Source organism: Lentzea sp. NPDC051208 (genome assembly GCF_040682435.1).
Lineage (GTDB): Bacteria > Actinomycetota > Actinomycetes > Mycobacteriales > Pseudonocardiaceae > Lentzea > Lentzea kristufekii.
The window spans coordinates 1-24062 of record NZ_JBFBAW010000006.1 but is presented as its reverse complement, the minus strand read 5'-3'; the positions used below and the strand labels follow the sequence as shown (position 1 = coordinate 24062).

Annotated in this window: 27 protein-coding genes and 3 pseudogenes; 12 read left to right on the top strand and 18 right to left on the bottom strand. The window is 69.2% G+C overall.

The features are described from left to right. The first annotated feature begins 92 nt into the window (after positions 1-92). On the top strand, positions 93-968 hold the full coding sequence (locus AB0M48_RS15465) for a helix-turn-helix transcriptional regulator (RefSeq protein WP_363841438.1): 876 nt from the start codon (positions 93-95) through the stop codon (positions 966-968). Continuing rightward, positions 965-1257: pseudogene (locus tag AB0M48_RS15460) on the top strand (SelT/SelW/SelH family protein). The gene AB0M48_RS15465 and the pseudogene AB0M48_RS15460 overlap by 4 nt, the downstream one beginning before the upstream one ends. Here AB0M48_RS15460 and AB0M48_RS15455 read toward each other — a convergent pair. The 4 genes and pseudogenes from AB0M48_RS15455 to AB0M48_RS15440 form a co-directional block, all read right to left on the bottom strand. Next, positions 1241-2193, bottom strand: a pseudogene (locus AB0M48_RS15455) (glycine betaine ABC transporter substrate-binding protein). The pseudogenes AB0M48_RS15460 and AB0M48_RS15455 sit on opposite strands and share 17 nt — an antisense overlap. Beyond that, a pseudogene (locus tag AB0M48_RS15450) lies at positions 2190-2924 on the bottom strand (ABC transporter permease). The pseudogenes AB0M48_RS15455 and AB0M48_RS15450 overlap by 4 nt, the downstream one beginning before the upstream one ends. After that, entirely contained in the window at positions 2921-4036 is a 1116-nt protein-coding gene (locus AB0M48_RS15445) for an ATP-binding cassette domain-containing protein (RefSeq protein ID WP_363841435.1), read from the bottom strand. The pseudogene AB0M48_RS15450 and the gene AB0M48_RS15445 overlap by 4 nt, the downstream one beginning before the upstream one ends. Beyond that, a complete protein-coding gene (locus AB0M48_RS15440; protein WP_363841431.1) occupies positions 4029-4676 on the bottom strand; it encodes an ABC transporter permease in 648 nt (215 codons plus the stop codon). The genes AB0M48_RS15445 and AB0M48_RS15440 overlap by 8 nt, the downstream gene beginning before the upstream one ends. Before the next feature lie 242 nt (positions 4677-4918). Here AB0M48_RS15440 and AB0M48_RS15435 point away from each other — a divergent pair, with 242 nt between their 5' ends. The 4 genes from AB0M48_RS15435 to AB0M48_RS15420 are packed head-to-tail and all read left to right on the top strand — an operon-like array spanning position 4919 to position 10478. Continuing rightward, positions 4919-8782 (top strand): amino acid adenylation domain-containing protein, encoded by a 3864-nt coding sequence (locus AB0M48_RS15435; RefSeq protein ID WP_363841428.1) that lies wholly within the window; start codon positions 4919-4921, stop codon positions 8780-8782. A gap of 10 nt (positions 8783-8792) precedes the next feature. Continuing rightward, positions 8793-9017, top strand: a complete 225-nt coding sequence (locus tag AB0M48_RS15430) for a tautomerase family protein (protein ID WP_363841425.1) — start codon at positions 8793-8795, stop codon at positions 9015-9017. Between the two features lie 7 nt (positions 9018-9024). Beyond that, positions 9025-9819, top strand: coding sequence for a pseudouridine-5'-phosphate glycosidase (locus AB0M48_RS15425; RefSeq protein ID WP_363841422.1), 795 nt, complete (start codon positions 9025-9027; stop codon positions 9817-9819). Beyond that, a complete protein-coding gene (locus tag AB0M48_RS15420; protein ID WP_363841419.1) occupies positions 9816-10478 on the top strand; it encodes an HAD family hydrolase in 663 nt (220 codons plus the stop codon). Before AB0M48_RS15425 ends, AB0M48_RS15420 begins: the two co-directional genes overlap by 4 nt. A 2-nt stretch (positions 10479-10480) precedes the next feature. On the opposite strand, the gene AB0M48_RS15415 is transcribed toward AB0M48_RS15420, so the two are convergent. Then, on the bottom strand, positions 10481-11053 hold the full coding sequence (locus tag AB0M48_RS15415) for a dihydrofolate reductase family protein (RefSeq protein ID WP_319986548.1): 573 nt from the start codon (positions 11051-11053) through the stop codon (positions 10481-10483). Positions 11054-11276: 223 nt separating this feature from the next. On the opposite strand from AB0M48_RS15415, the gene AB0M48_RS15410 reads away from it, so the two are divergent. Beyond that, the gene (locus tag AB0M48_RS15410; protein WP_363841416.1) at positions 11277-11489 is read left to right on the top strand and encodes a hypothetical protein; all 213 of its coding nucleotides are present in this window, start codon (positions 11277-11279) and stop codon (positions 11487-11489) included. Here the strand turns inward: AB0M48_RS15410 and AB0M48_RS15405 are convergent. Further along, positions 11486-12226, bottom strand: coding sequence for a hypothetical protein (locus AB0M48_RS15405; protein ID WP_363841413.1), 741 nt, complete (start codon positions 12224-12226; stop codon positions 11486-11488). The two genes, AB0M48_RS15410 and AB0M48_RS15405, sit on opposite strands and share 4 nt — an antisense overlap. Positions 12227-12360: 134 nt before the next feature. On the opposite strand from AB0M48_RS15405, the gene AB0M48_RS15400 reads away from it, so the two are divergent. The 3 genes from AB0M48_RS15400 (at position 12361) to AB0M48_RS15390 (ending at position 13804) form a co-directional block, all read left to right on the top strand. Beyond that, positions 12361-12720 carry a hypothetical protein gene (locus AB0M48_RS15400; protein ID WP_363841410.1) on the top strand — a complete coding sequence of 120 codons (360 nt, stop codon included), beginning with the start codon at positions 12361-12363 and terminating at the stop codon, positions 12718-12720. A 9-nt stretch (positions 12721-12729) separates the two neighbouring features. Continuing rightward, a complete protein-coding gene (locus AB0M48_RS15395) occupies positions 12730-13092 on the top strand; it encodes a MerR family transcriptional regulator (RefSeq protein ID WP_363841407.1) in 363 nt (120 codons plus the stop codon). Between the two features lie 73 nt (positions 13093-13165). Continuing rightward, entirely contained in the window at positions 13166-13804 is a 639-nt protein-coding gene (locus tag AB0M48_RS15390) for a DNA alkylation repair protein (RefSeq protein WP_363842682.1), read from the top strand. Here AB0M48_RS15390 and AB0M48_RS15385 read toward each other — a convergent pair. The 7 genes from AB0M48_RS15385 to AB0M48_RS15355 form a co-directional block, all read right to left on the bottom strand. Then, positions 13801-14403 carry a response regulator transcription factor gene (locus tag AB0M48_RS15385; RefSeq protein ID WP_363841404.1) on the bottom strand — a complete coding sequence of 201 codons (603 nt, stop codon included), beginning with the start codon at positions 14401-14403 and terminating at the stop codon, positions 13801-13803. The genes AB0M48_RS15390 and AB0M48_RS15385 overlap by 4 nt on opposite strands. Then, positions 14400-15464, bottom strand: a complete 1065-nt coding sequence (locus AB0M48_RS15380) for a sensor histidine kinase (protein ID WP_363841401.1) — start codon at positions 15462-15464, stop codon at positions 14400-14402. The genes AB0M48_RS15385 and AB0M48_RS15380 overlap by 4 nt, the downstream gene beginning before the upstream one ends. After that, positions 15461-16198, bottom strand: a complete 738-nt coding sequence (locus AB0M48_RS15375) for an ABC transporter permease (protein ID WP_363841398.1) — start codon at positions 16196-16198, stop codon at positions 15461-15463. Before AB0M48_RS15375 ends, AB0M48_RS15380 begins: the two co-directional genes overlap by 4 nt. Continuing rightward, positions 16195-17085: an ABC transporter ATP-binding protein gene (locus AB0M48_RS15370; RefSeq protein ID WP_363841395.1), complete on the bottom strand. Its 891-nt coding sequence runs from the start codon at positions 17083-17085 to the stop codon at positions 16195-16197. The genes AB0M48_RS15375 and AB0M48_RS15370 overlap by 4 nt, the downstream gene beginning before the upstream one ends. 70 nt (positions 17086-17155) lie before the next feature. Continuing rightward, positions 17156-17998 (bottom strand): NYN domain-containing protein, encoded by an 843-nt coding sequence (locus tag AB0M48_RS15365; RefSeq protein WP_363841392.1) that lies wholly within the window; start codon positions 17996-17998, stop codon positions 17156-17158. 12 nt (positions 17999-18010) lie between these two features. Beyond that, positions 18011-18229, bottom strand: coding sequence for a hypothetical protein (locus tag AB0M48_RS15360; RefSeq protein ID WP_363841389.1), 219 nt, complete (start codon positions 18227-18229; stop codon positions 18011-18013). Between the two features lie 92 nt (positions 18230-18321). Continuing rightward, positions 18322-18555 (bottom strand): hypothetical protein, encoded by a 234-nt coding sequence (locus AB0M48_RS15355; RefSeq protein WP_363841386.1) that lies wholly within the window; start codon positions 18553-18555, stop codon positions 18322-18324. A 247-nt stretch (positions 18556-18802) separates the two neighbouring features. On the opposite strand from AB0M48_RS15355, the gene AB0M48_RS15350 reads away from it, so the two are divergent. Continuing rightward, positions 18803-20029 (top strand): helix-turn-helix domain-containing protein, encoded by a 1227-nt coding sequence (locus tag AB0M48_RS15350; RefSeq protein WP_363841383.1) that lies wholly within the window; start codon positions 18803-18805, stop codon positions 20027-20029. Positions 20030-20083: 54 nt separating this feature from the next. Here the strand turns inward: AB0M48_RS15350 and AB0M48_RS15345 are convergent, their stop codons facing one another. From AB0M48_RS15345 to AB0M48_RS15330, 4 genes are all read right to left on the bottom strand, one after another. Then, positions 20084-20920, bottom strand: coding sequence for a peptidase inhibitor family I36 protein (locus tag AB0M48_RS15345; RefSeq protein WP_363841380.1), 837 nt, complete (start codon positions 20918-20920; stop codon positions 20084-20086). 158 nt (positions 20921-21078) lie between these two features. Next, entirely contained in the window at positions 21079-21768 is a 690-nt protein-coding gene (locus AB0M48_RS15340) for an excalibur calcium-binding domain-containing protein (protein ID WP_363841377.1), read from the bottom strand. 32 nt (positions 21769-21800) lie between these two features. After that, on the bottom strand, positions 21801-22256 hold the full coding sequence (locus tag AB0M48_RS15335) for a response regulator transcription factor (RefSeq protein ID WP_363841374.1): 456 nt from the start codon (positions 22254-22256) through the stop codon (positions 21801-21803). Between the two features lie 371 nt (positions 22257-22627). Further along, entirely contained in the window at positions 22628-23344 is a 717-nt protein-coding gene (locus AB0M48_RS15330; protein ID WP_363841371.1) for an NAD(P)-binding domain-containing protein, read from the bottom strand. 141 nt (positions 23345-23485) lie between these two features. Here AB0M48_RS15330 and AB0M48_RS15325 point away from each other — a divergent pair, with 141 nt between their 5' ends. Next, positions 23486-23686 (top strand): helix-turn-helix domain-containing protein, encoded by a 201-nt coding sequence (locus AB0M48_RS15325; RefSeq protein WP_363841368.1) that lies wholly within the window; start codon positions 23486-23488, stop codon positions 23684-23686. Here the strand turns inward: AB0M48_RS15325 and AB0M48_RS15320 are convergent. Beyond that, positions 23675-24062, bottom strand: a 388-nt coding sequence (locus AB0M48_RS15320; RefSeq protein ID WP_363841365.1) for a transposase, incomplete at its 5' end; no start/stop codon positions are given. The genes AB0M48_RS15325 and AB0M48_RS15320 overlap by 12 nt on opposite strands.

The following is a 24062-nucleotide window of genomic DNA, read 5'->3' as shown; positions in this document are numbered from 1 at the left end:
TCGCTACCCAGACACCTGTTCTTCGTACGACTGGCGTGCCTACCACCAGCAGTAGCAGGCACGGTTCGCCCAGGCCGGGGATACTCGGGGGCATGGACGTCGACCCGCGCACCGAGCTGAGCGAGTTCCTGCGCAGCCGCCGGGCGCGGCTGTCCCCCGACGACGTCGGGCTTCCTCGCTACGGCCGCACCCGCCGCGTACCGGGCCTGCGCCGCGAGGAGCTGGCGCAGCTCGCAGGCGTCTCAGTGGCGTACTACACGCGTCTTGAGCAGGGCAACGGCCGCAACGTCTCGGACGAGGTGCTGGACTCGATCGCACGGGCGTTGCAGCTCAACGAGGCCGAGCAGACGCACCTGCGCAACCTGACGGCCTGCCGGTACGACAACAAGAAGAAGAAAAAGACCTCACGCGGCGTCCGTCCGGCCTTGAAGCACCTGCTCGACAACGTCGGCGTGCCCGCCTACATCGGCGGGCGCCGCTCGGACGTCCTCGCGTGGAACCCGATGGCCGCGGCGCTGTTCGGTGACTGGGCCGAGCTGGAGCCGCGCGAGCGGAACTGGGCGCGCTTCATCTTCCTGCAGCCCTCCTACCAGGAGCTCTTCGTCAACTGGGAGAGCAAGGCCGCCGACGTCGTCGGATTCCTGCGGATGGACGCGGGGTGCTACCCGAACGACCCCGAGCTCACCGCCCTGATCGGCGAGCTGTCGGTGAAGAGCGAGCTGTTCCGGCAGCTCTGGGCCAAGCACGACGTGAAGGAGAAGTCCTTCGGCACGAAGGTGCTCCGCCACCCGCTGGTGGGCGAGATGACGCTGTCGTACGAAACGCTGCGGATGCCGAGCGAGCCGGATCTGTTCTTCACCACCTACCACGCGGAACCCGGCACGCCGTCCGCCGAGGCGCTGCAGCTGCTGGCCAGCTGGGGCAAGGACGCGACCCGCTCCGGAGAGTCTGTTAAGAACCGGACATGAGAACACCGCGTCTGGAGATCGAGTACTGCACTCAGTGCCGCTGGCTGCTGCGTGCGGGCTGGACCGCGCAGGAACTGCTGACGACGTTCACCGCGGAACTGGGTGAGGTCGCGCTGATCCCGGTACCGGCGGCGTGTTCGACGTGCGGCTCGACGGCGAGACCCTGTGGTCGCGCAAGGAGCAGGAGGGTTTCCCGGACCTCGCCGTGCTCAAGCAGCTCGTGCGCGACCGGGTGGCGCCGGAGCGTTCCCTCGGCCACACCGATCGCAAGATCAGTCCGTCCGGATGAACCCCTTCGACACCATCCAGTCGCGCGCCACCTCTCCCGCGTCCTTGCCCTCCACGTCGACCTGACGGCACAGCTCGATCATCTGGTCGTTGGTCAGCGCGGCGCTCACCGCCTCCAGCGGACCGCGCACCTGCGGGTACCGGGCGAGGAACTCGGCGCGCACGGTCGGCGCCACGTTGTACTGCGGGAAGGCCTTCTTGTCGTCCTCCAGCACGCGGAGCTTCTGCGCGGCGATCCGGCCGTCGGTCGTGAACACCTCGCCGACCGGGCACGTGCCGCCCGCCACGGCCGAGTAGATGGTGCCGATGCCGAAGTTCTTCACCTCGGTGGCCGGGAAGCCGTAGGTCCGTTGTGCCGCGGGGAAGCCGTCCTGGCGGCTGGTGAACTCGGTCTCCAGGCAGAACACGGCCTGGTCCGGGTTCTGGACGAGGAACGCCGCCAGGTCGGACGTGGTCCTGAGGCCGTGCTGCTCGCCGTAGGCCTCGGTGACGGCGAACGCGTACTGGTCGTTGAGCGGCGAGTAGGCGAGCCACTCGACGCCGAACCTCTCCAAGTCGGCCTTCTTCGTCGCGTCGTACTGCGCCTGTTCACCGCCGGGCACGGGGAGAACGTTTCCCTGGTAGTTGATCCAGCCCGTGCCGGTGTACTCCCAGGTGACGTCGACCTCGCCGGTGAGCAGGGCCTGGCGCGCGGTCTGCGAGCCCTTGAGGTCGGTCAGGTCGATCACGTCCGCGCCGGCCGCGGACAACGCCATCTCGGCCAGGTAGCCCAGCAGGATGTTCTCCGTGAAGTCCTTGGACCCCACGGTGATCTCGACGCCCTGCAGCGACCGTTCGGGCTGGATGGAGCCCGGCAGAACCTTGTAGGCAGCGCGGTGTTGACGTCCAGGCCGCAGCCGGACAGCAACAGCAGGGCTGCCAGCAACACCCTTTTCATCGGACCCCCTTGGGGCCGAACCACTGCTCGATCACCGCGCCGGCCCAGTCGACCAGCAGCGCGAGCCCCGCCGCCAGCACCGAACCGGTCACCAGGACCTTCGTCAGGTTCAGCTTGTAGCCGGTGTCGATCAGCAACCCGAACCCGCCCGCGTTGACGAACAGGCCGAACGTCGCCGTGCCGACCGCGAGCACCAGCGAGGTGCGCAGGCCTGCCAGGATCAGCGGTGTCGCCAAGGGGAACTCGACGCGCCACAGCACGCCCGACGCCGACATGCCGATGCCGCGCCCGGCGTCCACAAGGGACGGATCGACCTGCTAGATGCCGACGATCGTGTTGCGCAGCACCGGAAGCAACGAGTAGAACGCCAACGGAAGCGCGGCCACCCACAGTCCACCTGAAGCACCCGTGATCAGGAACCACAGCACCAGGACCCCCAGCGCGGGCGCGGCCTGGCCGACGTTCGCGACCGCCAGGAACACCGGGGCGAGGAAGCGGGCCCACGGCCTGGTCGCGACGATGCCCGCCGGCACCGCCACCACCACGACGATCGCGGTCACGACGACCGTCATCGCCAGGTGGTCGCGCAGCGCGGTCAGCAACGACGTGGCGTTCAGCGTGCTCTTCTCGGTCGCCGTCAGCTCACCGCCGAACACCCACGCCAGCACGCCGCCGACGATCAGCAGCACCGCGACCGGCTGCGCCCAGAACCGGATGCGCCCGGCCGTCACGAGTTCGCCCGCCGCTGCTGCACGACGTCGGTCACGGTCGTGAGGTCGACCGTGCCGACGTACTCGCCGCGTCCGCCCGTGACGACCGCCCGGCCGCCCTCGTTCACCATCGCCTCGAGGGCGTCCCGCAACGTCGACTGCAGCGTCACGGAGTCCCGCACCGGACGTCCGGCTCCGGCCAGCGAGGTCAGGCGTCTCAGCTCGGCCAGCGACACCCAGCGCGACGGGCGGTCGCGCTGGTCCAGCACCAGCAACCACTTCTCGTCACCCAGATCCACAGTGGACGGATCGGTGCCGGAGCGAGCGGTGACGGCCTGACCCAGTTCGACATCGCGCACCCTCATGAGGGTCAACGACTTCAGCGACGCGCCGGCGCCCACGAACCCGGCCACCGTGTCGTCCGCGGGATTGGCCAGGATGGCGTCGGGGGTGTCGTACTGCAGGATCGTGGACCGGTCACCGAGCACCGCGATCCGGTCACCGAGCTTCACGGCCTCGTCGAAGTCGTGCGTGACGAACACGATCGTCTTGCGCAGTTCCTCCTGCAGCCGCAACAACTCGTCCTGCAGGTGCCCGCGCGTGATCGGGTCGACCGCGCCGAACGGTTCGTCCATCAGCAGCACCGGCGGGTCGGCGGCCAGCGCCCGCGCGACGCCGACCCGTTGCTGCTGGCCACCGGAGAGCTGACGCGGGAAGCGATCGGCGAACTCGCCGGGGTCGAGCCCGACGAGGTCCATCATCTCGTCGACACGGTCCGCGATCTTCTTCTTGTTCCAGCCCAGCAAGCCCGGCACGACCGCGATGTTCTGCGCCACGGTGAAGTGCGGGAACAGCCCGGCCTGCTGGATCGCGTACCCGACGCGCCGCCGCAGGTCGTCCGGGTCGATCTTCAGCGCGTCCTCGCCGCCGATCGTGATCGTGCCGGACGTCGGCTCGATCAACCGGTTGATCATCCGCATGGTCGTGGTCTTGCCACAGCCGGACGGCCCGACGAACACCACGATCTGCCCGGCCGGCACGACCATCGAGAAGTCGTCGACCGCCGCCGTCCTCTGCCCCGCGTACCGCTTCGTCACGTGGTCGAGCCTGATCTGGATGCCTTTTTCAGCCACGAACGCCCCTCGACACGGTGAAACGGTGGACCAGCACGTAAATCCCGTCGAGCAGCAGGGCGAGGACCACCACGCCGATCGTTCCGGTGAGGGCCTGGTTCATCGAGTTCGCGCTGCCCGCGTTCGCGAGCCCCGAGAACACCTCTGATCCCAGTCCCGGCCCCTTCGCATAGGCCGCGATGACCGCGATGCCCATCAGCATCTGCGTGGCGACCCGCATTCCGGCCAGAATCGCGGGCCACGCCAACCGCAGCTCGACGCGGGTGAGCACCCCGAATCTGCTCATCCCGATCCCTCTCGCGGCATCGCTCACAGCCGGGTCGACACCGGCCAGTCCGACGATGGTGTTGCGCACGATCGGGAGCAACGCGTAAAGCACCAGAGCGACCACCGTCGTGTCCGCGCCCAGGCCGAACACCGGAATCAGCAACGCCAGCAGGGCGAACGACGGAATGGTGAGGATCGTGCTCGCCAAGGCCGTGGCCAGCGCGGATCCGGCCGGACTGCGGTAGACCGCGACCCCGATCAGCACTCCGAGCAGCGCCGCCAGAACCGTGCACTGCACAACGGCACTGACGTGCAGAAACGCTTGCAAAGACAGCCGATCCCAGCGATCGGCTACGTACTCGAGCACATTCATCCTCGTGGCCCCGCCCTCGAAGTCGGCGTCAACCCAACACCATTGTGGACAGTGCGGCAACCATTCGCCACCGAACCAACCGAGGTTCCGGCCTGCTTCGAGGCGGTTCCGGTAGACCTCTGCGGCTGGTCACGGGGCGGATCGCTCCAGCGGGTTTCGAGCCGTCACTCATACGTTTCTCAACTAACCAAGAACGTGCTCGCACCGACTCACGCCTGCTGACCGCTTGGGGGATTTCTGAGATGTCGCACGAAGCTGAAGTGGACGGCGGCTGCCTTCCCGACCTGCTGCGCAAGCAGGTCGAGGAACACCCTGATCGCACGGCCGTCGTCTTCGGTGAACAGAGCATCACCTACGGCGAACTCTTCGAGCAGAGTTCCGCGCTGGCCACGCACCTGCGGCGGCTCGGCATCAGCGAGGACGACTGCGTCGGCATGTTCGTCGAGCCCTCACTGGACCTCGTGGTCGGAGCGTGGGGAATCCTCTGCGCCGGTGGCGCCTATCTGCCACTGAGCCCGGAGTATCCCGAGGAGCGGCTCCGGTACATGATCGAGGACTCGCGCACGAAGGTCGTCGTGACGCAGCCGGCCCTGAAGCAGCGGCTGGCCGAACTGGCGCCCGCCACCACGAGGATCGTCACGCTCGACGACTGCGACGAGGCGTTCGACGACGGCTTCTCCCCCGCCCACAACAGCCTCGCGTACATCATCTACACCTCCGGCAGCACCGGCCGGCCCAAGGGCGTGATGATCGAGCACCGCAGCATCGTCAACCAGATGCTGTGGTTGCACGACGTGCACGCCATCGACGGCACGAAGCGCGTGGTGCAGAAGACGCCGATGAGCTTCGACGCCGCGCAGTGGGAGATCCTCGCTCCCGCGGTCGGCAGCACCGTGGTGATGGGCCGGCCCGGCATCTACCGCGATCCCGAGATGCTGATCGAGACCATGCGCGAGCAGGGCGTCACCACGCTGCAGTGCGTGCCGACGCTGCTCCAGGCGTTGATCGACACCGAGGAGTTCCACACCGTCACCTCGTTGAAGCAGGTCTTCAGCGGCGGCGAGGCGCTGTCCCGCACGCTGGCCCAGGCGTTCTTCGCGGACATGCCGAACGTGGCTCTCATCAACCTCTACGGGCCGACGGAGACGACGATCAACTCGTCGTCGTTCGTGGTCGACCCCGCCGGGCTCGCCGAGGCCCCGAAGTCGATCTCGATCGGCTTGCCCGTCGCGAACACGACGTACCTGGTGCTCGACGAGAACCGCGACATGGTCACGCCCGGCGAGATCGGCGAGCTCTACATCGGCGGCGTCCAGGTCGCCCGCGGCTACCTGCACCAGCCGGAGCTGACCGAGGAACGGTTCGTGGACGGCATGTTCCGCACCGGCGACCTCGTGACGCAGAACCTCGACGGCACGGTGCAGTTCGCCGGCCGCGCGGACAGCCAGGTCAAGCTGCGCGGCTACCGGGTCGAGCTGGACGAGATCCGGCTCGCGATCGAGACGCACGACTGGGTGCGCAACGCGGCCGTGATCGTCAAGGAGGACGAACGCACCGGGTTCCAGAACCTGATCGCGTGCGTCGAGCTGAACCCCAAGGAAGCCGCCCTGATGGACCAGGGCAACGCGGGTTCGCACCACCAGTCGAAGTCCAGCCGCCTGCAGGTGCGCGCGCAGCTGTCGAACCCCGGCGTGCGCGACGACCTCTCCGGCCGGCAGAGCTTCGAACTGCCCGGCGAGGAAGCCTCGTGCCTGCAGCGCAAGGTCGTCTTCTCGCGCAAGTCCTACCGCTTCTACGAGGGCGGCCAGGTCACCGACGCCGACCTGGCGCGGTTGCTGGAGCGCAAGCCGATCGGCGCCGGCTCCAAGGACCCGAAGTCCGTCCACGTCTCCGAACTGGGCGAGATCCTGCGCTACTTCGGCGCGCACTTCAGCGACCAGCGGCTGCTGCCGAAGTACGGCTACGCGTCACCGGGTTCGCTCTACGCGACCCAGCTCCACCTGGAACTGCACCACATCGCGGGGCTGCCGGCCGGGTTGTACTACTACCACCCGCTGCGCCACCAGCTCGTGCTGATCAGGCCGCTCGAGGAGAGCTTCGAGGTGCAGGCGAAGCTGCACTTCATCGGGCACAAGGCCGCGATCGAGGCGGTGTACCTCAACAACATCCAGGAGGTCCTGGAGATCGAGACCGGCCACATGGTCGGGCTCTTCGAGGAGGTCCTTCCCGGCTACGGCCTCGACATCAAGGCCTCCGGGTACGCGCCGGAGACCAAGGGCCTGCTCGACGTCGCCGACGAGGACTACTACCTCGGCACCTTCGAGCTGTGCGCCTACACCGGCGTCCGCGAGGACGAGGTCGACATCTACGTCCAGACGCACCCCGGCCGCGTCGCGAACCTGCCCGGCGGCCAGTACCGCTACGCCGGCGGCGAGTTCGAGCGGGTGTCCGACGAACTGGTGCTGCGCAAGCACGTCATCGCGATCAACCAGGCGGTCTACGAGCGCGCGAGCTTCGGCGTCAGCGCCATCGGCCGGTCCACGGAGCTGTGGCGGCGCTACATCGACCTCGGCCGGACCATGCACCGGTTGTCCGCCAACGACGTCGACCTCGGCTTCATGTCCTCGGGCTACAGCTCGAAGTCGAACAACGACCTCCCGTCGGCCAAGCGCATCTGCGACATCCTGAAGGCCGCCGGCGAGCAGGACGGCCCGTCGTACTTCTTCCTGGGCGGCAAGGTGTCCTACGACCAGCGCCGCAGCCCCGGCATGAAGGAGGACGTCGTCCACATGAAGGGCCCGGCCGAGCTCATCCGCGACGACCTGGTCAACTTCCTGCCGGACTACATGATCCCGAACAAGGTCGTGGTGCTCGACGCGTTGCCGGTCACCGCGAACGGCAAGATCGACGTCAAGGCCCTGGAGAAGTCGGACAAGACCAACGTCGACGACCAGGACCGGCCGTTCGTCGCGCCGCGCACCATCACCGAGCGCCGCATCAGCGAGATGTGGAAGAAGCTGATGAAGCGCGAGACGGTCTCGACGCACGACGACTTCTTCGAGACCGGCGGCAACTCGCTGATCGCGGTCGGCCTGGTCAACCGCATCAACAAGGACTTCGGCACCAGCCTGCCGCTGCAGGTGCTCTTCGAGTCGCCGACCATCGAGCAGCTCTCCCGGCGCGTCGACGGCTTGCACGAGGGCCCGATCTCGCGCCTGGTTCCGTTGCAGCCCAACGGTGACGGCGCTCCTGTCTTCTGCTGGCCGGGGCTCGGCGGCTACCCGATGAACCTGCGCACGCTCGCAAGTCGTTCGGAGCGCCCGTTCTACGGCGTGCAGGCGCACGGCATCAACGAGGGCGAGACGCCGTACGGCACGATCCGCGAGATGGCCGCCGCCGACATCGAGGCGATCAAGAAGGTCCAGCCGGAGGGCCCGTACACGTTGTGGGGCTACTCCTTCGGGGCGCGGGTCGCGTTCGAGACGGCCTACCAGCTCGAACAAGCGGGCGACGAGGTCGAGAACCTGTTCCTGATCGCACCAGGCTCGCCGAAGGTGCGCTCGGAACGGGACAGCGACGAGGCCTCCTACGACAACAGCGCGTTCGTGACGATCCTCTTCTCGGTGTTCGCGGGCAGCATCACCGACGCCCGCCTCGCCCGGTGCCTGGAGGTCGCGCGGGACGAGGACAGCTTCGCGGCGTTCGTCAGCGGCGAGTTCCGCGACCTCGACAGCGAGCTCGTGCGGCGGATCATCAAGATCGTCACCGAGACGTTCTCCTTCAAGTACACCTTCGGCGAACTGGCCGAGCGCACGATCACCGCGCCCCTCACCATCTTCAAGGCGCAGGGCGACGACTACTCGTTCATCGAGGGCAGCGAGGGCTTCTCGGTCACCGACCCGGTGGTCGTCGAGCTGAAGGCCGACCACTACAGCCTGCTGCGCGAGCCCGACATCGACGAGCTGCTGGCGTCGATGCGGCAGACCACGACCGTGCAGGACGAGGTCGCGCGGGTACCGGTGCTGCTGTCCGACGAGCAGATGGCCGAACTGATCGCGGCCGTCACCAAGGCCGTCACCCTCGCCATCGCGGGAGGCCGGTCGTGAGGAGGCTCGCGTGCCGCACGTGAACATCAAGCACTTTCCTGCACCGCTCAACGACGAGCAGGCGTCCGAGCTGGTCTCGGCCATCACCGAGGCGGTGACCCGGGCCTTCGGCTGTGCCGAGGGCGTCGTGTCGATCGCCCTGGAACCGGTCGAGCAGCAGGCGTGGCAGGACCAGGTCTACGCGCCGGAGATCGTGGAACGGAACCACCTCCTGCGCAAGACCCCGAGCTACTGAGGTGCCGATGCGCATTCCCCTGGTGTACAGCGAGGAAGTGGCCGAGGCGATCACGGCGGGCCAGCCCGTCGTGGCGCTGGCGTCGGGCGTGCTCAGGTCCGGCCCGGACAACGCCGAGACCGCGCGCCGGATCGAGGACGCGGTGCGCGCGAGCGGGTCGGTCCCCGCCACGATCGGCGTCGACAAGGGCCGGATCCTCGTCGGCCTCTCCGAGACCGACATCGAGAGATTCGCCGCCACACCAGGAGTGTCCGTTGTGGACAGCCGAGACCTGCCGGTCGTCCTGGCCCGCGGGACGGCCGGGGCGACGACGGTCTCGGCGGCGATGGTCGCGGCCGGGCTCGCGGGGCTGAAGTTCCTGTCCAGCGCGGAGATCGGCGGCGTGCACCGAGGTGCCCGGCGCCTGTCCCCCGACCTCGTGCAACTCACCCGTTCCCAGGTCGCGGTGGTCTGCGCGGGGGCCCGGCACACCCTCGACCTCGGGCTCACGCTGGAGTTCCTGGAAACGCACTGCGTTCCGGTCGTCGCCTACCGGTCGGACGACTTCCCCGCGTTCTACTTCGAGTCCTCCGGTCTGCCCAGTCCGCACCGCGTCGACGATCCGCGGGTGATGGCCCGCGCGATCGAGAGCCACTGGGCACTCGGCAACCCCGGTTCGTTCCTCGTGACCACGCCGACGAAGCCCGCGGACGCGATCGACGACGAGATCGAGACCGTGAAGGCGACCACGGCGGTGATGGTCAGCACCGCCGAAGTCGCGGGTGAACTCGCCGCCGCCCACGCGAAGGAGTTCGCATCATGAACCGGTGCGCGATCTTCGACCTCGACGGCACGCTCGTCGACTCCCCGCGCGGCATCGTCACGACGTTCGCCGCGGTGTTCGCCCAGCTCGATCTGCGCACAGCGGACTCCGCGACCATCCGCGCCACCATCGGGCTCCCGCTGCCCGCCGCGTTCGCGAAGGTGCTCGGGACGTCCGAGGACGAGCCGGTCGTCACCGCCTGCGTCGAGCTCTACCAGGCCACGTTCCGCAAGATCGTGCTGCCGATGGCGACGCAACTGGTGTTCCCGGGCGTGTACGACGGGCTGCAGTCGTTGCGGGACGACGGTTTCCGGCTCGCGGTCGCCACGAGCAAGTACATCGGGAACGCCGAGGCGCTGCTCACCGCGGCCGGTCTGCGCGAGGAGTTCTCCGTCGTCGTCGGCGCGGACCAGGTCTCGAAACCCAAGCCCGATCCGGAGTCCGGTCTCCTCGTGCTGCGCAGGCTCGGGGTGTCCCCGCGCAACGCGGTCATGGTCGGGGACACCACTCACGACATCAACATGGCGCACGGAGCCGGCATGGCGTCCATCGCCGTGACCTACGGCGTGCACGGCGTCGACCAGCTGCTCAGCGCGAACCCGACCTGGCTGGTCGACTCGTTCGCCGGGGTCGTGGCCGCCGTGCGCGAGTGCGCCTGAGGTCAGCGCACGACGTCGTAGACCAGCTTCTGGATGCCGTTCGAGTACGACTCGCTCTCCACGACCTTCAGCATCTGCTTGGCCTTGTCGGTCTCGCTGAACAGCCGCTTGCCCGCGCCGAGCAGCACCGGGAACACCAGCAGGTGGTAGCGGTCGATCAGGCCCGCGTCGGAGAGGTTGCGGTTGAGCGTCGCGCTGCCGTGGATGGAGATCGGCCCGCCCTCGGTCTCCTTCAGCGCGGCCACGTCGTCCAGCGAGCGCAGGATCGTGATGTCGCCCCAGTTGTCGACCAGCTGGTCTTCCTTCAGCGTGCTGGACACGACGTACTTCGGCATCACGTTGTACTGCGGGAAGTAGTCGAGCGTCGGCCACACCGGGGCGAACGCCTCGTAGCTGACCCGGCCCATCATCATCGCCGCGGCTTCTTCCTGCTCGCGGCCCTTGATCTCGTAGGCGGCCTCGTCGAACTCGATGTCCTGGAAGGTCCATCCGGCGCTGCGGTGACCGGGCTCGCCGCCGGGTGCCTCGACGACGCCGTCGAGGGAGACGAAAGCGGTGGCGATCAGGGTGCGCATCTGGTTCTCCTCGGTGTTCGCGCTTGCTGTCATCAGTGCGTCGAACGGGAGACGCCGGGATCGACATCTCGCGCCAGGAGATTTTGCGCCACGCCCCACGGCGGCGCTGAACACCCCTCCGGGTCCGGCGCCCGAGGGCGGTTCAGCTGGTCAGGAATCGAGAAGCACGGCCGGCCCGCCGCTCCTACCGTTGAGCTCACCAACGACCGGGAGGACCGAGTAAATGGCCGGCAGCAGGGGAATCCGTCAGTTCCACCGCGTGGTGAGCATGGTCTTCATGGCCACCGTCGTGTTCACGGCGGTCGCCCTGACCGTCGACAGCTCGGTGGTGTGGGTGTCGTACGTGCCGCTGCTGCCGCTGTTCGTCCTGATGGGAACGGGCATCTACATGTGGTTCCTGCCGCAGCTCGCCCGCCGCCGCGCCCGCCGGGCCTAACCGCTGAGCCGGTCCTCCAGGTGGGTGAGGGTGGCCTCCAGCGCCACCCCGTACACCGCGATCCGGCAGGCCAGCCGCCACAGCGTCGCGTCCGTCGGCGCCACGGCCAGGCTGATCACCAGCTCCCGCACGAGCCGCCGGGTCTGCGCGACCAGCACCCCGACGCTCTCGGTGATCTCCCCGAACGCCGCCGACACCGAGCTCAGCCCCCGGATGGCGTCGATGTTGTGGCCCATCAGCCGCACGTGCTCCTCGGCGCCGGTCCACCGCGGGGCGTCCTGCTCCAGGAGGTCTTCGAGCTCGGCGGCCATGTCCTGCTGCTCGGCCGCGATGTTGTACCAGGTCATCGCGTGCGCGGCGATGACGTCGGGCAGCCCGGTGAGGTCGTCCAGCACGTCCCGCAGCGGCATGATCTGCTCCATCGCCGCCCGCGCCGAGTCCTCGACCGGCTCGACCAGTGACGGCACGGCGGCCTCGCGCACGAGGTCGGGATCAGGTGCCCGCACGCCGTAGAGGTCGTACAGCCCGGCCACGATCAGGCGCAGGTTCTCCTCGACGTAGGAGACCAGCTCGTCCTGCCGGGCGTGCTTCTCCAGCACGGCGTGGATGATCCACCGGCACAGCCGCCCGTACACGGTCTCGTCCCCGACGACGACCGCGCTGGCCTTGTGCACGGCCGCGAACCGCACCCGCACGGCCTCGATCCGGCCGGCGTGACGGACGATCTGGCCGGTCACTGGCCTCCCTCGGCTCAACGAACACCTGCCTGTCAACGTTAGTGGTGACGAGGGGTGAGAAGTGGACGATTCACACCGCGGCGTGATCAGCGGGCTTGACTCTGCACCACGGTGCAGAGTCCATCGTGATCGGCATGACCCGAGATCACGTGGCCCGCTGGGGCAAAGCCGGTGCGTTGTACGACCTCGTGGCGAGCATCGCGTTCGTCACGCCCTGGACCGGCGCACTGGTGCTGGACCTGCTCGGCACGACTCACAGCAAGCAGACGCTCCTGTTCTCCACGCTGTTCGGCACGGTCGTGGTGATGTGGTCGATCGTCCGGTGGCTGCGACCGGAACGGCTGCTGATCGCCGCCGACACCGCCGGGCGCGCCCTGTTCAGCGTCTGGTTCGCCTGGGCCTTGTGGCAGGGACTCACGCCGGCGCTGGCGGGGTTCCTGGCGCTGGAGCTGTTCTGGGGCGCGGCCCAGCTCCGCGCGCTGCTGCGGAGGTAGTTTCCGGTGGTGCGCATATCCGAACTGGCCCGCGCCGCCGGGGTGGGCATCAGCACCGTGCGGTTCTACGAGCGCCGCGGGCTCGTCGTCCCCACCGCCCGGTCCCACGGCGGCTACCGCCACTACGACCAGGAAGCGCTGAAGCGGTTGAGGTTCATCCGCCGCGCGGCCCGGCTCGGCTTCACGCTCACCGAGGTCGAGCAGCTCCTCTCCGCCTCCACCACGCCCGACGTGGGTGACGTGGTCACCGGCAAGGTCGCCGAGATCGAGCAGCGGATGCACGACCTGGACCGGGTGCGGCTCGCGTTGCTCGACGTCGCCGAGAACGGCGTCCGGGACCAGTGCCCGGTGGTCGCGGCGCTGAGCGACTGACGCGTTCCGGCTCGTAAGCTGTCGGTGGCGAACGGGAGGTCGAGCGGTGGCAGACGACACGGTGGCCGGGCTGATGGCCGAACTGGCCGCGCTCGACGACCCGAAGGCGCGCGCGGTGAACGAGAAGCACGGCGACGACCACGGCGTGAACCTCGGCAAGCTGCGCGCGATCGCGAAGCGCCTCAAGACCCAGCAGGACCTCTCGCTCGCACTGTGGGCGACGGGCGACACCGCGGCCCGGCTGCTGGCGTTGCTGATCTGCCGGCCCAAGGCGTTCAGCCGTGACGAGCTCGACACCATGCTGCGCGAGGCACGGCGTCCCAAGGTGCACGACTGGCTCGTGAGCTACGTGGTGAAGAAGAGCCCGCACACCGAGGAACTGCGCGTGCTGTGGTTCTCCGACCCGGATCCGGTGGTCGCGAGCGCGGGCTGGGCGCTCACCGCCGACCGGGTGGCGAAGAAGCCGGAGGGCCTGGACCTCGACGGTCTGCTCGGCATCGTCGAGAAGGACATGAAGGACGCTCCGGAGCGTCTGCAGTGGGCGATGAACCACTGCCTGGCGCAGATCGGGATCGAGCACCCCGCACTGCGCGCCCGTGCGATCGAGATCGGCGAACGCCTGGAGGTCCTCAAGGACTACCCGACGCCGCCGGGCTGCACGTCGCCGTTCGCACCGGTCTGGATCGGCGAGATGGTGCGGCGCAAGGGTTAGAGCCAGCCGCGTTCGCGCGCGGTGGTGGCCGCCTCGGAACGGTTGCGCGCGCCCAGTTTCGCCATCGCCGTCGACAGGTAGTTGCGGACCGTCCCCTCGGCCAGGTTGAGCCTGGCCGCGATGTCGGCGTTGCTCGCGCCCGTCATGACCTCCCGCAACAGCTCGCGTTCGCGCGGCGTCAGGGGATCGGCGCTGTCCCACGCGGCCATCGCGAGCTCGGCGGCGACGACGCGTTCGCCGGCGTGCACGCGGCGCAGTGCCGAGACGAGGTCCGCGATCGGCGCGTCCTTCAGCACGTATCCGGCGACCCCGGCGTCCATCGCGCGCCTCAGGTACCCGCTGCGGGCGAAGGTCGTGACGATCAGGACGCGGGTGGGATCTCCGCGTTCGCTCAGCGCCTGGGCGACGTCCAGTCCCGTCCGGCCGGGCATCTCGATGTCGGTCAGCAGCACGTCGGGCCGGTGTTCCGCGACGGCCGCGAGGGCTTCGTCGCCGTCCCCCGCGGTCGCGACGACCGTGACGTCGGGCTGCAGGTCGAGCAGCTGGGCGAACGCGCCGCGCACCATCGCCTGGTCCTCCGCCAGCACGACCCTGATCACGTGGCCACCTTCAGCGGGACGGCGATCGTGACGGTGGTGCCGGCCGAGACCGTCCGCGCGACCAGGCCGCCCAGCGCGGCGATCCGCTCGCGCATGCCCGTCAGCCCGTTGCCCTCCGGCGCGTGCCCGCCGACGCCGTCGTCCGCGATCACCAGCCGCAGCTCACCGTCGCGGGACTCGACGCCGATGTGGCACGTCGTGGCGCGAGCGTGCCGGGCCACGTTGGTGACGGCCTCCCGCAACGCGAGCGCCAGTTCGTGCTCGGTCGAGCCGACGATCGCCAGTCCCGGATCCCTGCGCACGGTCACCTCGACGCCGAGGCTCGACAACGCGGCACGCGCCGCCTCCAGTTCGGTCTCCAGTGACGCGCTGCGCCACCCGGTGACGGCGTCGCGGATCTCGCCCAGCGCCGCGCGGGCCGTCTGCTCGATCTCCGCCGCCTCTTCCCGCGCCCGTGCGGGATCCGCGGCGACGAGCTGGGCGCGCAGGATGATCGCGGTCAGCGTGTGGCCGAGCAGGTCGTGCAGGTCGCGGGCGATGCGCTCGCGTTCGGCGAGGGTGGCGAGGTGCTCGATCCGGGCGGTGCGGATGCGCAGCTCAGCGCCCTCGCGGTCCCGTTCGGACCACTCGACCTGGAGGATGCCGATCAGCCACAGGAAGATCAGCGACGGCAGCAGCCCCCACAGCCGGTACGGCATCTCGACCACCGACACCACGCCGGACAGGCAGATCAACGCGGTCAGCGCGACGAACCACCGCATCGCGACCCGCCGCGACTCCGCGAGGCCCGCGAACGCCGCCGCGTAGACGAACAGCACGGCGGCGCCGGTGTTGAAGGGCGTCGTCAGGGAGCCGAGCACCACCGTCGGCACGAGGCACCACCAGCGGACGCGGTCCGGCCGGTGCCAGGCCAGCACGTACATCGGGACGAAGGCCACGGCGACGACGGCCACGAGCGCCCAGTCCACCCAGCCCGCGGCGGGGTCGAAGATCGGTGCCCACAGCAGGTTCCCGAGGTAGATCAGGTGCAACCAGCGGGAGATCCCAGCGACTTTTTTCATGACCGCGCATGACGATACGACACGGCCGCCAGCACCGCGGCCACCAGCGCGAAACCCAGCAGCACGAGCACGTGCGCGACCACGGGCCCACCGGTCAGCTGTGCGCGGGCGAGCTCCGACAGGTGGTAGGTCGGCAGGAACCGCGCGACGTCACCGAAGAACGCGGGCATGATCTCCAGCGGCATCCACAGTCCGGAAAGGACGGACGCCGGGATGAGGATCGCGTTGAGCACGGCGGCCGCGGCGCCCGCGCCGACCTGGAAGCCGATCGCGAGGCTCAGCAACGCGAACGGCAGCGCGCCGAGCACCAGCACGGCGAGAAGCCGCAGCAGCGCGGGCAACGGCGCCGTCAGGGAACCGGTGACGGCCGCGGTCGCCGTCATCGCGACCAGCACCCCGGCCGCGTAGGGCAGTGCCGCCACCACCTTCGCCGCGAGCGTCACGCCGATCGGCACCGCCGACACCTGCTTCGCCCGCAGCCAGCCGCGTTCCCGGTCGGACGCGACGCCGATGCCGGGGTTCATCAGCACGACCGAGATCACGCCGAACGCGCCGAACGTGGCAATCATCGTGGTCCCCGCGGACACCCCGCCGGCGCTGAACTTCCCGAACAGCGACACGAAGAGCGCGAAGAACCCCACCGGCATGATGATCGAGAAGAACAGGGCGGCCGGTTCGCGGACGACACCCCTCAGCTCGTCCGCGAGCTCCACGCCGAAGACCCTTGTGTTCACACCGCACCCCTCTCGATCAGACCGGCCACTGCCTCTTCCAGCCCGGCACCCTCGACCCGCAGGTCGGTCAGGCCGGGGTCCTGCGCGAGCAGCACCCGCAACAACGCCTCCGGCGCCCGCGTGCCGAGACGGACGTGCTCGCCGTCGTTGCGCAGCGACACGACGCCCGGCAGTGCTTGGAGGCGCTCCAAGCCGAGGGCCGTCCGGGCGATCACCGTGCGGTCGGGCAGCCGCGCGACCAGCTCGTCCGGCGTGCCCTCGGCGAGCACCCGGCCCCGGTCGAGCACGACGACGCGGTCGGCGACGGCCGAGGACTCCTCGATGAGGTGCGTGGTGAGCAGGACGCCGGTCCCGCGCTCACGCCGTTCGGCGAGGATCTGCCAGAACCGCCTGCGGGCGGGCACGTCCAGGCCGGCGGTCGGTTCGTCCAGCACCAGGAGTGCCGGATCTGCCACCAGGGCCATGGCGAGCTGCAGCCGTTGCTTCTGGCCGCCGGAGAGCTTCGCCGCGCGCCGCCCGGCCAGCTCGGTCAGGTCGAGCTCGGCCATCACCGGCCCGGCCGCCGCACGGGGCTTGCCCGCGCGCACCGCGGCCCCGACCACCAGCTCGGACACCTTCAGCGTGGTCGGGAACCCGAGCGACTGGTGCACCACCCCGAGCTGCCGGCGGGTCGACGCGACGCGGGGGTCGCCACCGCACACGCGCACCGAACCAGCTTGGGCGGGCAACAGCCCGATCACCTGGTTCACCAGCGTCGTCTTGCCCGCGCCGTTCGGCCCGAGCAGCGCCACGCACTGCCCCGCGCCGACGTCGAGATCAACGCCGTCCAGCGCCTGCACGGCACCGTAGTGGTGCCGCGCCCCTCGTACTCCGAGCACCGTTTCCATGGCGTCGAGCCTGCTCAGAACCGGCTCTCATCAGTAGTGAGGCAGCGTCACGACCTCGGGATGACAAAAGTCATTCGGGCCGCACGGCCTGCGCCCTCGGGTACTTGCGGCCGGGCATCGGCGCAGGCGAGCCGGTGAACGACACCGGCGTGCCCGCCAGCAGCAGCGTCAGTCCGTTCGGCAGTTCGTCGCGCGAGACGAACCACGACCCGCCGCGGGTGTCGGTGATGAACCCGTGCGCCTGCCCGGTCTTCCAGGTCGCCACGGTGCCCCGCCTGCGTCCGCGCGGTGCCCCGACCGGTGACGCCACCACCTGCGACGACCGCACGAAGGCACGCCGCAGCGGGTAGTCGGCCTGGTCACCCGGCGCGAACAGCTGGTCGAAACCGGGGGTGAACGGCGTCGCGGCCCGCAGCGGCGCGGCCGTGCGCGGAGTCCAGGCAGGTGGCGCGTTGACCGTCATGATGTCCACCACCGGCACGATCACGTGCACGCCCCGCGCCGTCAGCCGCTCCGCGAGAGGGGTGAAGTCCGAGTCGCCGGTCAGCAGCACGACCCACTGCAACGGCACCGTCGTCGCCCGGTCCCACGCCTCCAGCGCGAGCAGGACGTCGACACCCTTCTCCTTGCCGTTGTGCAGCGGCAGGTCGTGCCGCGTGATGCCGGCGGAGGCCAGCACCCGGTCGAAGGACTCGGCAGGGGTGTCGATGCGACCGCGCACGTAATGCGCCTCCGCGACCACGCACTCGTCCAGCGGACGACCCGTCTCGTTGTGGACGTACCAGCGCAACGCGTCGTGCAGGCCGTCGAGAGAGACGCGCGCTCCCCTGGGGTGCGCGGTCGCGTAGAAGTCGCTCAGGTAGGCGAACCACGTGCCGTCGTAGAACACTCCGATCCGGACGGTCTCACCCACACGAGAAGATTACTACTTCCGGTGGAAGTGCACGTTGCGCCACTGGTGCTCGGCGCTCGCCGTCTTCAACGTGCCGTAGACGCCGTACTTCAGCGTGGTGGCGCCGTCGCCGTCGTTGCCGAAGATCTGCATGGCGCTCTCGTCGTCCGTGCCCGCGGTGACCTCGAGCTCGCCCTCGAACTGCCGCCGGCCGGTCCGGTAGTCGTCCTGGATCCGCGCCTCAGGTTCCACGCGGGACTGTGCTCGGTCCAGCCGCTGCCCACCGGTCCGGCGTGGGCCACGGGCTGCAGGCCGGCCACCATCAGAAAGGTGACGGCGGCAGGTCACCCACCGGAATTCCGGTGGAACGCGGAGTGCCCCGGCGCGGCCGGTAACTCCAGCAACTGGCCCGCGACGTCCAGGAACTCACCCCCGCACTGCCACTCCGTCAGGTCGGGGTCGACGACGAACGGGTCCGAGGGATCCGCGTCAGCCTCCGCCACGCGATAGGCCAGGGCCTCCGACTCCGAGTACGCCAGCACCGTCTCGTTGATGCCACGCCACACACGCCTGAACATCACAGCATTGACGCACGTGAAGTGATCACGCACGACCGTCCGCCTGAACCCGCTGCGCAGCAACAACTTCATACATTCTTCGACGCTGCTCACAACGCCCGATTGTGGCTGTGAACAGTGGCGGTTCTCATCGTCCATCACTCGATAGGGTCAAATCTTTGAGGCACGTGCACAACGCGAGGGTCCCTCTTTGGTGCAGGCAACCAGCCGAGAAGGACTCGATCGGGCTATCGCCTCTCACCGGCTGATGCGCAAGCCTCTGGCGGTGGTCGACATCCCCGCCCCTGATCCCGCCTCGCCGCTCTACGACCGTGCCGCGACCCAGATCCCGCACATCGCCGAGAAAGTGCTGGAGGCGTTCTTCGCCAGATCCGCGACCTACCGGCAGCTGCCGCACCAACTGGTCGACCGCGAGATCACCGAGGCGGTGACCCGTCACCTGCAGGTCTTCCTGCGCGCGCTGCGGGAACAACGCCCGCCCGCGCCCGAGGAGCTGGACATGCAGATCGCCACGGCGGTGCGGCGCGCCCAGCAGGGCGTTCCGCTCGACATCGTGCTCAGCACCTACCACGTCGCGGCGACCGTGGGCTGGGAGGCGATGGCCGCCGTCGCCGAGCCGGACGAGATACCGGACCTGCTGGCGACGGTGCCGGCGCTGCTGCGGTACCTGAGCGTCGCGGTGCCGGCCGTGGCCGGGTCGTACCTGGCCGAGCAGCAGGCCCTGCACGCCGAACGCCGTGAAGCCGGTCGCGCCCTGGTCGCGGCCCTGCTGACCGGCCGGGAGGCCGAGCCGCTCGCCGAACGGATCGGACTGGAGCTGTCCAGCCATCACGTCGTTGTCGCCGTACGCGTCGAGGCACCGTCGGTGGCTGATGGCGCCGACGCTCGGCTCGCTGTTCATGGGCTCGTGCGACGGCTACGGGCCGAACTGCCCAAGCACGCCCTCTCCGCGTTGGACCACGACGGCGGCACAGTGCTCCTGCCGACAACGGAGGAGGGCCTCGACCAGGAACTGGAGGACGCCGCCGAGCTGGTCCGCACCCTGCTCACCGCCGCCGGCACCGGCCTCATCGGCGGAATCGCGGCGGCGGAGAGCCGGGAGGACATCCCCGCGGCGGCCCGGCAGGCCGCCGACATCGCCGAACTCGCCCAGCGCCTCGGCCGGCCGCCCGGCGCGTACGTCCTCGACGACGTGCTGCTCGAGTACCAGCTCTGCCGCCCCGGCCCCGGCCGCAAGCGCTTGGCACGCGTGATGGACCGGCTCTCCGAGCACCCCGACCTGCTGCACACGCTGCGGACGTTCATCAACAGCGACCACAACCGCCACCGCACGGCCGACGAACTGCACCTGCACCGCAACACGCTCAACTACCGCCTGCGCCGCGTCGCCGAGCTCACCGGCTACAACCCGGCCGACCCCACCGACATCCGGCTGCTCTCGGCGTCGTTGATCGTCCACGACCTGAGGTCCTGAAACGCCGAGAAGGCGAGCGCACGGGTGTGCGCTCGCCTTCGTCAACGACTCAGATCAGTCGCCGTGCGGGTTCTGGACCGAGACGTGGACGTGGTCGTAGTGACCACCCGTCACACCGCCACCGGCGGTGTAGTTGCGCCAGCCCTCGGACGCACGGGCGACGCTCCAGATCTTGCCCTGCCAGATCACGTAGCGGACGTCCAGCTTGGACGCGTGCTTCTGCAGCCAGTAGGCCAGCTTCCAGCCCTGGGCCTTCTGCGCCTCGGTCGGGTAGGTGCCGATCGCGTTCGAGATGGTGCAGTCGAGCGCGTTGCCGGTGTTGTGGTTGCTCGTCGACGACTCGTAGCTGCGGTAGTCGCCCACCCAGCACTGCTTCTCGCCGGTCTTCGAGGCGATCTGGTCGTCGATGAACTGCGTGCGCTTGGTGGCCTGGGGCGCACGCGCCGTGGCGGCCGGGTGCGGGTTGGTCTCCGGCGCGGGGTAGACGCCCGGCGACGGGTCCGGGTCGCCACCGGCGTCACCGATGCGGTGCGAGGCGTTCTCGTTCTTGAGCTCGGTCTTCAGGTTGCCCTTGGCGCCGGCCGCGAACGTCTGCTTCGCGCCACCGTAGTTGCTGTTGTAGAACACGGTGACGGCCTTGCTGGTCTTGTTCCAGACCGACGCGGCGTTGTTCTTGACGCACACGCCCTGGCCGTTGCCCGCGCTCTTGAACTCGTAGCAGCCGGGCTGCGAGTCACCGTAGTCGGCGATCGAGCCCGCGAAGTCGGACACCGAGCCCTCGTTGTCGCTGTTGTAGTACAGGCAGAACTCGCCCGACTCGCAGGAGCCGTTGCGGTCGGTCGCCGCGTTGGCGACACCGGCGCCGAAGGACGCGCTGACGAGCGCACCCATCAATGCCACGAAAGTGAATTTCTTCAGCACTTTTGACCCTCTTCGCTCCACAGGCTCCCCGGCCTGTGCAGGGGAAGCTTCGACGGGTCAGAGATTTCCGGGCGGCGCTGACATTCCGCTGACACCCGCAGCCACCGATCTGTCAGGGCACACCGGAGCTACTCGCAGGCCACCCCGTCGTTGTCCCGGTCGAGAGGCGCGCGGTAGCCGGGCTGACCGCGGTAGAGCGGTGCCGCACCGGCGGCTTTCGCGGCCGAGCAGTTGGCGTAGTACGCGGCGGGCGGCTCGGGGGCCGGCTGCGGCACGACCGGCTGCGGCACGACAGGTTGCGGCGCAACGGTTTCCGGCGCGACGGGCACGGGCTTCACGTCGAGCCCGCCGCACGACGGACCCCAGAACCCCAGCGACGCCTGCTTGGCGGCCGTCTCCGCGACCTGGACCGCCGCGTCCGCCCCGGCGATCGAGCGAGCGACGCCCTGACCGGCCGCGAGCACCGCGTAGTCCTTGCCGTCGGCCAGCAGCAGCTGCGACGCGACGGCCTGGACGGGCTTGCCCACCAGGGTCTTCGTCGCGAACTCGACCGCCGACGCGGCCCAGCACTCACCGGGCTGGGCGAGTCCGGACACCACGAGCTTGGCGCCGTTGGACAACACCACCGTGCGACCGTCCACGATGGACTCCACGGTCACCGGTGGAGGTGTGGTCGTCGTCGTGGTGGACGTAGTGGTGGTCGTCGCGGAAGAGCCGGCCGCGAGCTTGGTCGGCGCCTGCGTGCCGCACGCGGCAAGGACCAGCAGGAAACCGGCAGCGATCGCGGTTTCCTTCGTCAGCTGCTGGGAAACGGTCATGGCCGCCACATCGCGACCATTGCCACACCTCGTTACACAAGTCCATTCGACTGCGCATAAAGCGCGGCCTGCGTGCGGCCGCGCAATCCGAGCCGCCCGAGAATGCGCGAGATGTGGTTCTTCACCGTGCCCTCCGACAGGTGCAGACGCTCGGCGATCTCCTTGTTCGTGGCCCCGGCCGCGACCAGCCGCAGCACCTCGACCTCCCGCACGGTGAGCGGTTCGCGCCGGCTGTCCGACCGGTCCAGCACCGCCGCCAGCCGGGCCGCCGCGGCCGGGTCGAACTGGGCCACGCCCGCCGCGGCCAGCTTGACCGCCGCCGCCAGCTCCTGCGACGGCAGGTCCTTGAGCAGGTACCCGGTCGCGCCCGCACGCAACGAGCGCACCACGTAGTCCTCGTCGTCGAACGTGGTCAGCATGACGACCTTGCAGCCGGGCGCGCGCCTGCGCAGCAACGCCACCGCCTCGACCCCGTCGAGCACCGGCATCCGCAGTTCGCGGCGAACGCGAACGCCCCGAACCTCCCCGACGCACGCGCCTGATGCCCGTGCAACGCCAGCACCGCGGGCGCCCCGAACGCCGTTCCCAGCCCGATCACCGCACTGGTGAACGCCGTCTCCCCGGTGAAGGCCTCCACGGCCCCCGGTACGCCGATCGACAGGGCGAGGACAACCCCGCACACGGCACCGAACCTCGGCAAGAAAACCTCGTTGTCAGCCACGCCCCCGACGCTAGGAACAACACCACCGTGCCCCGAAGTCCCAACCGGCCACATCGGACGCCACAGGTCACGCCGCCAGGGGTGCCGATCGGCACGTGAGGTGACCGGCTTCGGCGAGGGCTGCCGTCGTGCTGTCTGTCAGAAGACGCGGTCGACCACCGACACCCGCCGGGCCGACTGGAGGGCAAGTCGCAGTTCGGCGGCGGGCACGGGCCGGCCAGGCGCTTGGAGCATCAGCTCATCGGGCGTGGACGGGTCGGCGAGGTAGAGGCGGGTGTACGCCGCTGCTTCAGGTTCGAAGCGCCAGCCCTGCGCCAGCGGACCGGCGTCGACGGTGTCGAAGCCGAGCCGGTCGATCAGCGTCGCCGCGGCGGCGTTCGCCTCAGCATGGTCACCGGCGACCGGCAGCGCGGTGCGGTCGGCCGCGCCGGAGGGGCGCGCCAACTGGGGGATGTGGTGGGCCAGGATGTTGTTGAACGCCTTGACCAGCCGCGCCGTGCCGAAGTGCCGATGAACGAACTCGCTGGTGGTGAGCTCGCCCTCGTCCAGCTCGGCGATCCGGCCGTCGCGGAACGGGTAGTAGTTGCTGGTGTCCAGCACGGTCTTGCCCGCGAGGGGCGCTGCCGGGACGGCGGTGTGCGCGGTGAGCGGTACGGACAGCACGACGAGGTCACCGGCCTCGGCCGCCTGCCCGACGGTGCCCGCCGTGGCCAGCGAGCCCAGCTCGGCGACGAGCCCGGCGAGGCTCTCCGGGCCACGGGAGTTCGACACCACGACAGGAACACCGGCCGCTACCGCCAGGCGCGCGACAGCCGCGCCGATGTTTCCGCTTCCGATGATCCCAAGGGTGGGCATGTCTGCTCCTGATTCCGGGTTGATGGACCGCAGGGTGCCAGCACCAATCACTTCCTCCTGCAACAATGAGGAGGCAGTCTCCGTTTTACGTCGACGACTATACGGAGAGGCTCTCCGTTTCGCCAGCGAGGGGTTTCAGGCATGGGTGCAGCAGGCGCCGGCGCGCGCAGGCCGCGGACGGACAAGCAGCGAAACCGCGCGCACATCCTCGAAGTCGCGGAGCAGTTCTTCAGCGAGCGGGGCATCACCGGCTCCCTGGACGCCATCGCCAAACAGGCCGGCGTCGGTCCGGGCACGCTCTACCGCCACTTCCCGAACCGGGAAGCCCTGCTAGTGTCCTGAGTTGTTAATTCGTGTGCAGTAGCGTGCGATGGAGTCGAGGATCTGGTCGGCGGTCTTGGTCCAGACATAGGGCCGTGGGTCGTCGTTCCAGGTCTCGATCCAGGCGCGGATGTCTCGGTTGAGCATGCGAACGCTGGTGTGGCTCGAGCGTTGGAGTTTCTTGGTCGTCAGTTCGGAGAACCAGCGTTCGACGAGGTTGAGCCACGAACTCGAGGTCGGTGTGAAGTGCACGGTGAAGCGTGGGTGGGCGGCCAGCCAGCGCTTGATCACCGGGGTCTTGTGCGTGGAGACGTTGTCCATCACCAGATGCACCGCCAGATCCGCGGGCACCTCCTTGTCGATGGCGATCAAGAATTTCTTGAACTCGATCGCGCGG

Excerpts from the sequence above, each read along its gene's own strand:
- AB0M48_RS15400 (WP_363841410.1), top strand. The coding sequence starts at position 12,361 with ATGACCCGAGATCACGTGGCCCGCTGGGGCAAAGCCGGTGCGTTGTAC.
- AB0M48_RS15435 (WP_363841428.1), top strand. The coding sequence starts at position 4,919 with ATGTCGCACGAAGCTGAAGTGGACGGCGGCTGCCTTCCCGACCTGCTG.
- AB0M48_RS15335 (WP_363841374.1), bottom strand. The coding sequence starts at position 22,256 with ATGCCGGTGCTCGACGGGGTCGAGGCGGTGGCGTTGCTGCGCAGGCGC.
- AB0M48_RS15345 (WP_363841380.1), bottom strand. The coding sequence starts at position 20,920 with ATGGGTGCGCTCGTCAGCGCGTCCTTCGGCGCCGGTGTCGCCAACGCG.
- AB0M48_RS15340 (WP_363841377.1), bottom strand. The coding sequence starts at position 21,768 with ATGACCGTTTCCCAGCAGCTGACGAAGGAAACCGCGATCGCTGCCGGT.
- AB0M48_RS15325 (WP_363841368.1), top strand. The coding sequence starts at position 23,486 with ATGGGTGCAGCAGGCGCCGGCGCGCGCAGGCCGCGGACGGACAAGCAG.
- AB0M48_RS15465 (WP_363841438.1), top strand. The coding sequence starts at position 93 with ATGGACGTCGACCCGCGCACCGAGCTGAGCGAGTTCCTGCGCAGCCGC.
- AB0M48_RS15350 (WP_363841383.1), top strand. The coding sequence starts at position 18,803 with ATGCGCAAGCCTCTGGCGGTGGTCGACATCCCCGCCCCTGATCCCGCC.
- AB0M48_RS15410 (WP_363841416.1), top strand. The coding sequence starts at position 11,277 with ATGGCCGGCAGCAGGGGAATCCGTCAGTTCCACCGCGTGGTGAGCATG.
- AB0M48_RS15390 (WP_363842682.1), top strand. The coding sequence starts at position 13,166 with ATGGCCGAACTGGCCGCGCTCGACGACCCGAAGGCGCGCGCGGTGAAC.
- AB0M48_RS15355 (WP_363841386.1), bottom strand. The coding sequence starts at position 18,555 with ATGTTCAGGCGTGTGTGGCGTGGCATCAACGAGACGGTGCTGGCGTAC.
- AB0M48_RS15425 (WP_363841422.1), top strand. The coding sequence starts at position 9,025 with ATGCGCATTCCCCTGGTGTACAGCGAGGAAGTGGCCGAGGCGATCACG.
- AB0M48_RS15420 (WP_363841419.1), top strand. The coding sequence starts at position 9,816 with ATGAACCGGTGCGCGATCTTCGACCTCGACGGCACGCTCGTCGACTCC.
- AB0M48_RS15330 (WP_363841371.1), bottom strand. The coding sequence starts at position 23,344 with ATGCCCACCCTTGGGATCATCGGAAGCGGAAACATCGGCGCGGCTGTC.
- AB0M48_RS15370 (WP_363841395.1), bottom strand. The coding sequence starts at position 17,085 with ATGGAAACGGTGCTCGGAGTACGAGGGGCGCGGCACCACTACGGTGCC.
- AB0M48_RS15440 (WP_363841431.1), bottom strand. The coding sequence starts at position 4,676 with ATGAATGTGCTCGAGTACGTAGCCGATCGCTGGGATCGGCTGTCTTTG.
- AB0M48_RS15415 (WP_319986548.1), bottom strand. The coding sequence starts at position 11,053 with ATGCGCACCCTGATCGCCACCGCTTTCGTCTCCCTCGACGGCGTCGTC.
- AB0M48_RS15380 (WP_363841401.1), bottom strand. The coding sequence starts at position 15,464 with ATGAAAAAAGTCGCTGGGATCTCCCGCTGGTTGCACCTGATCTACCTC.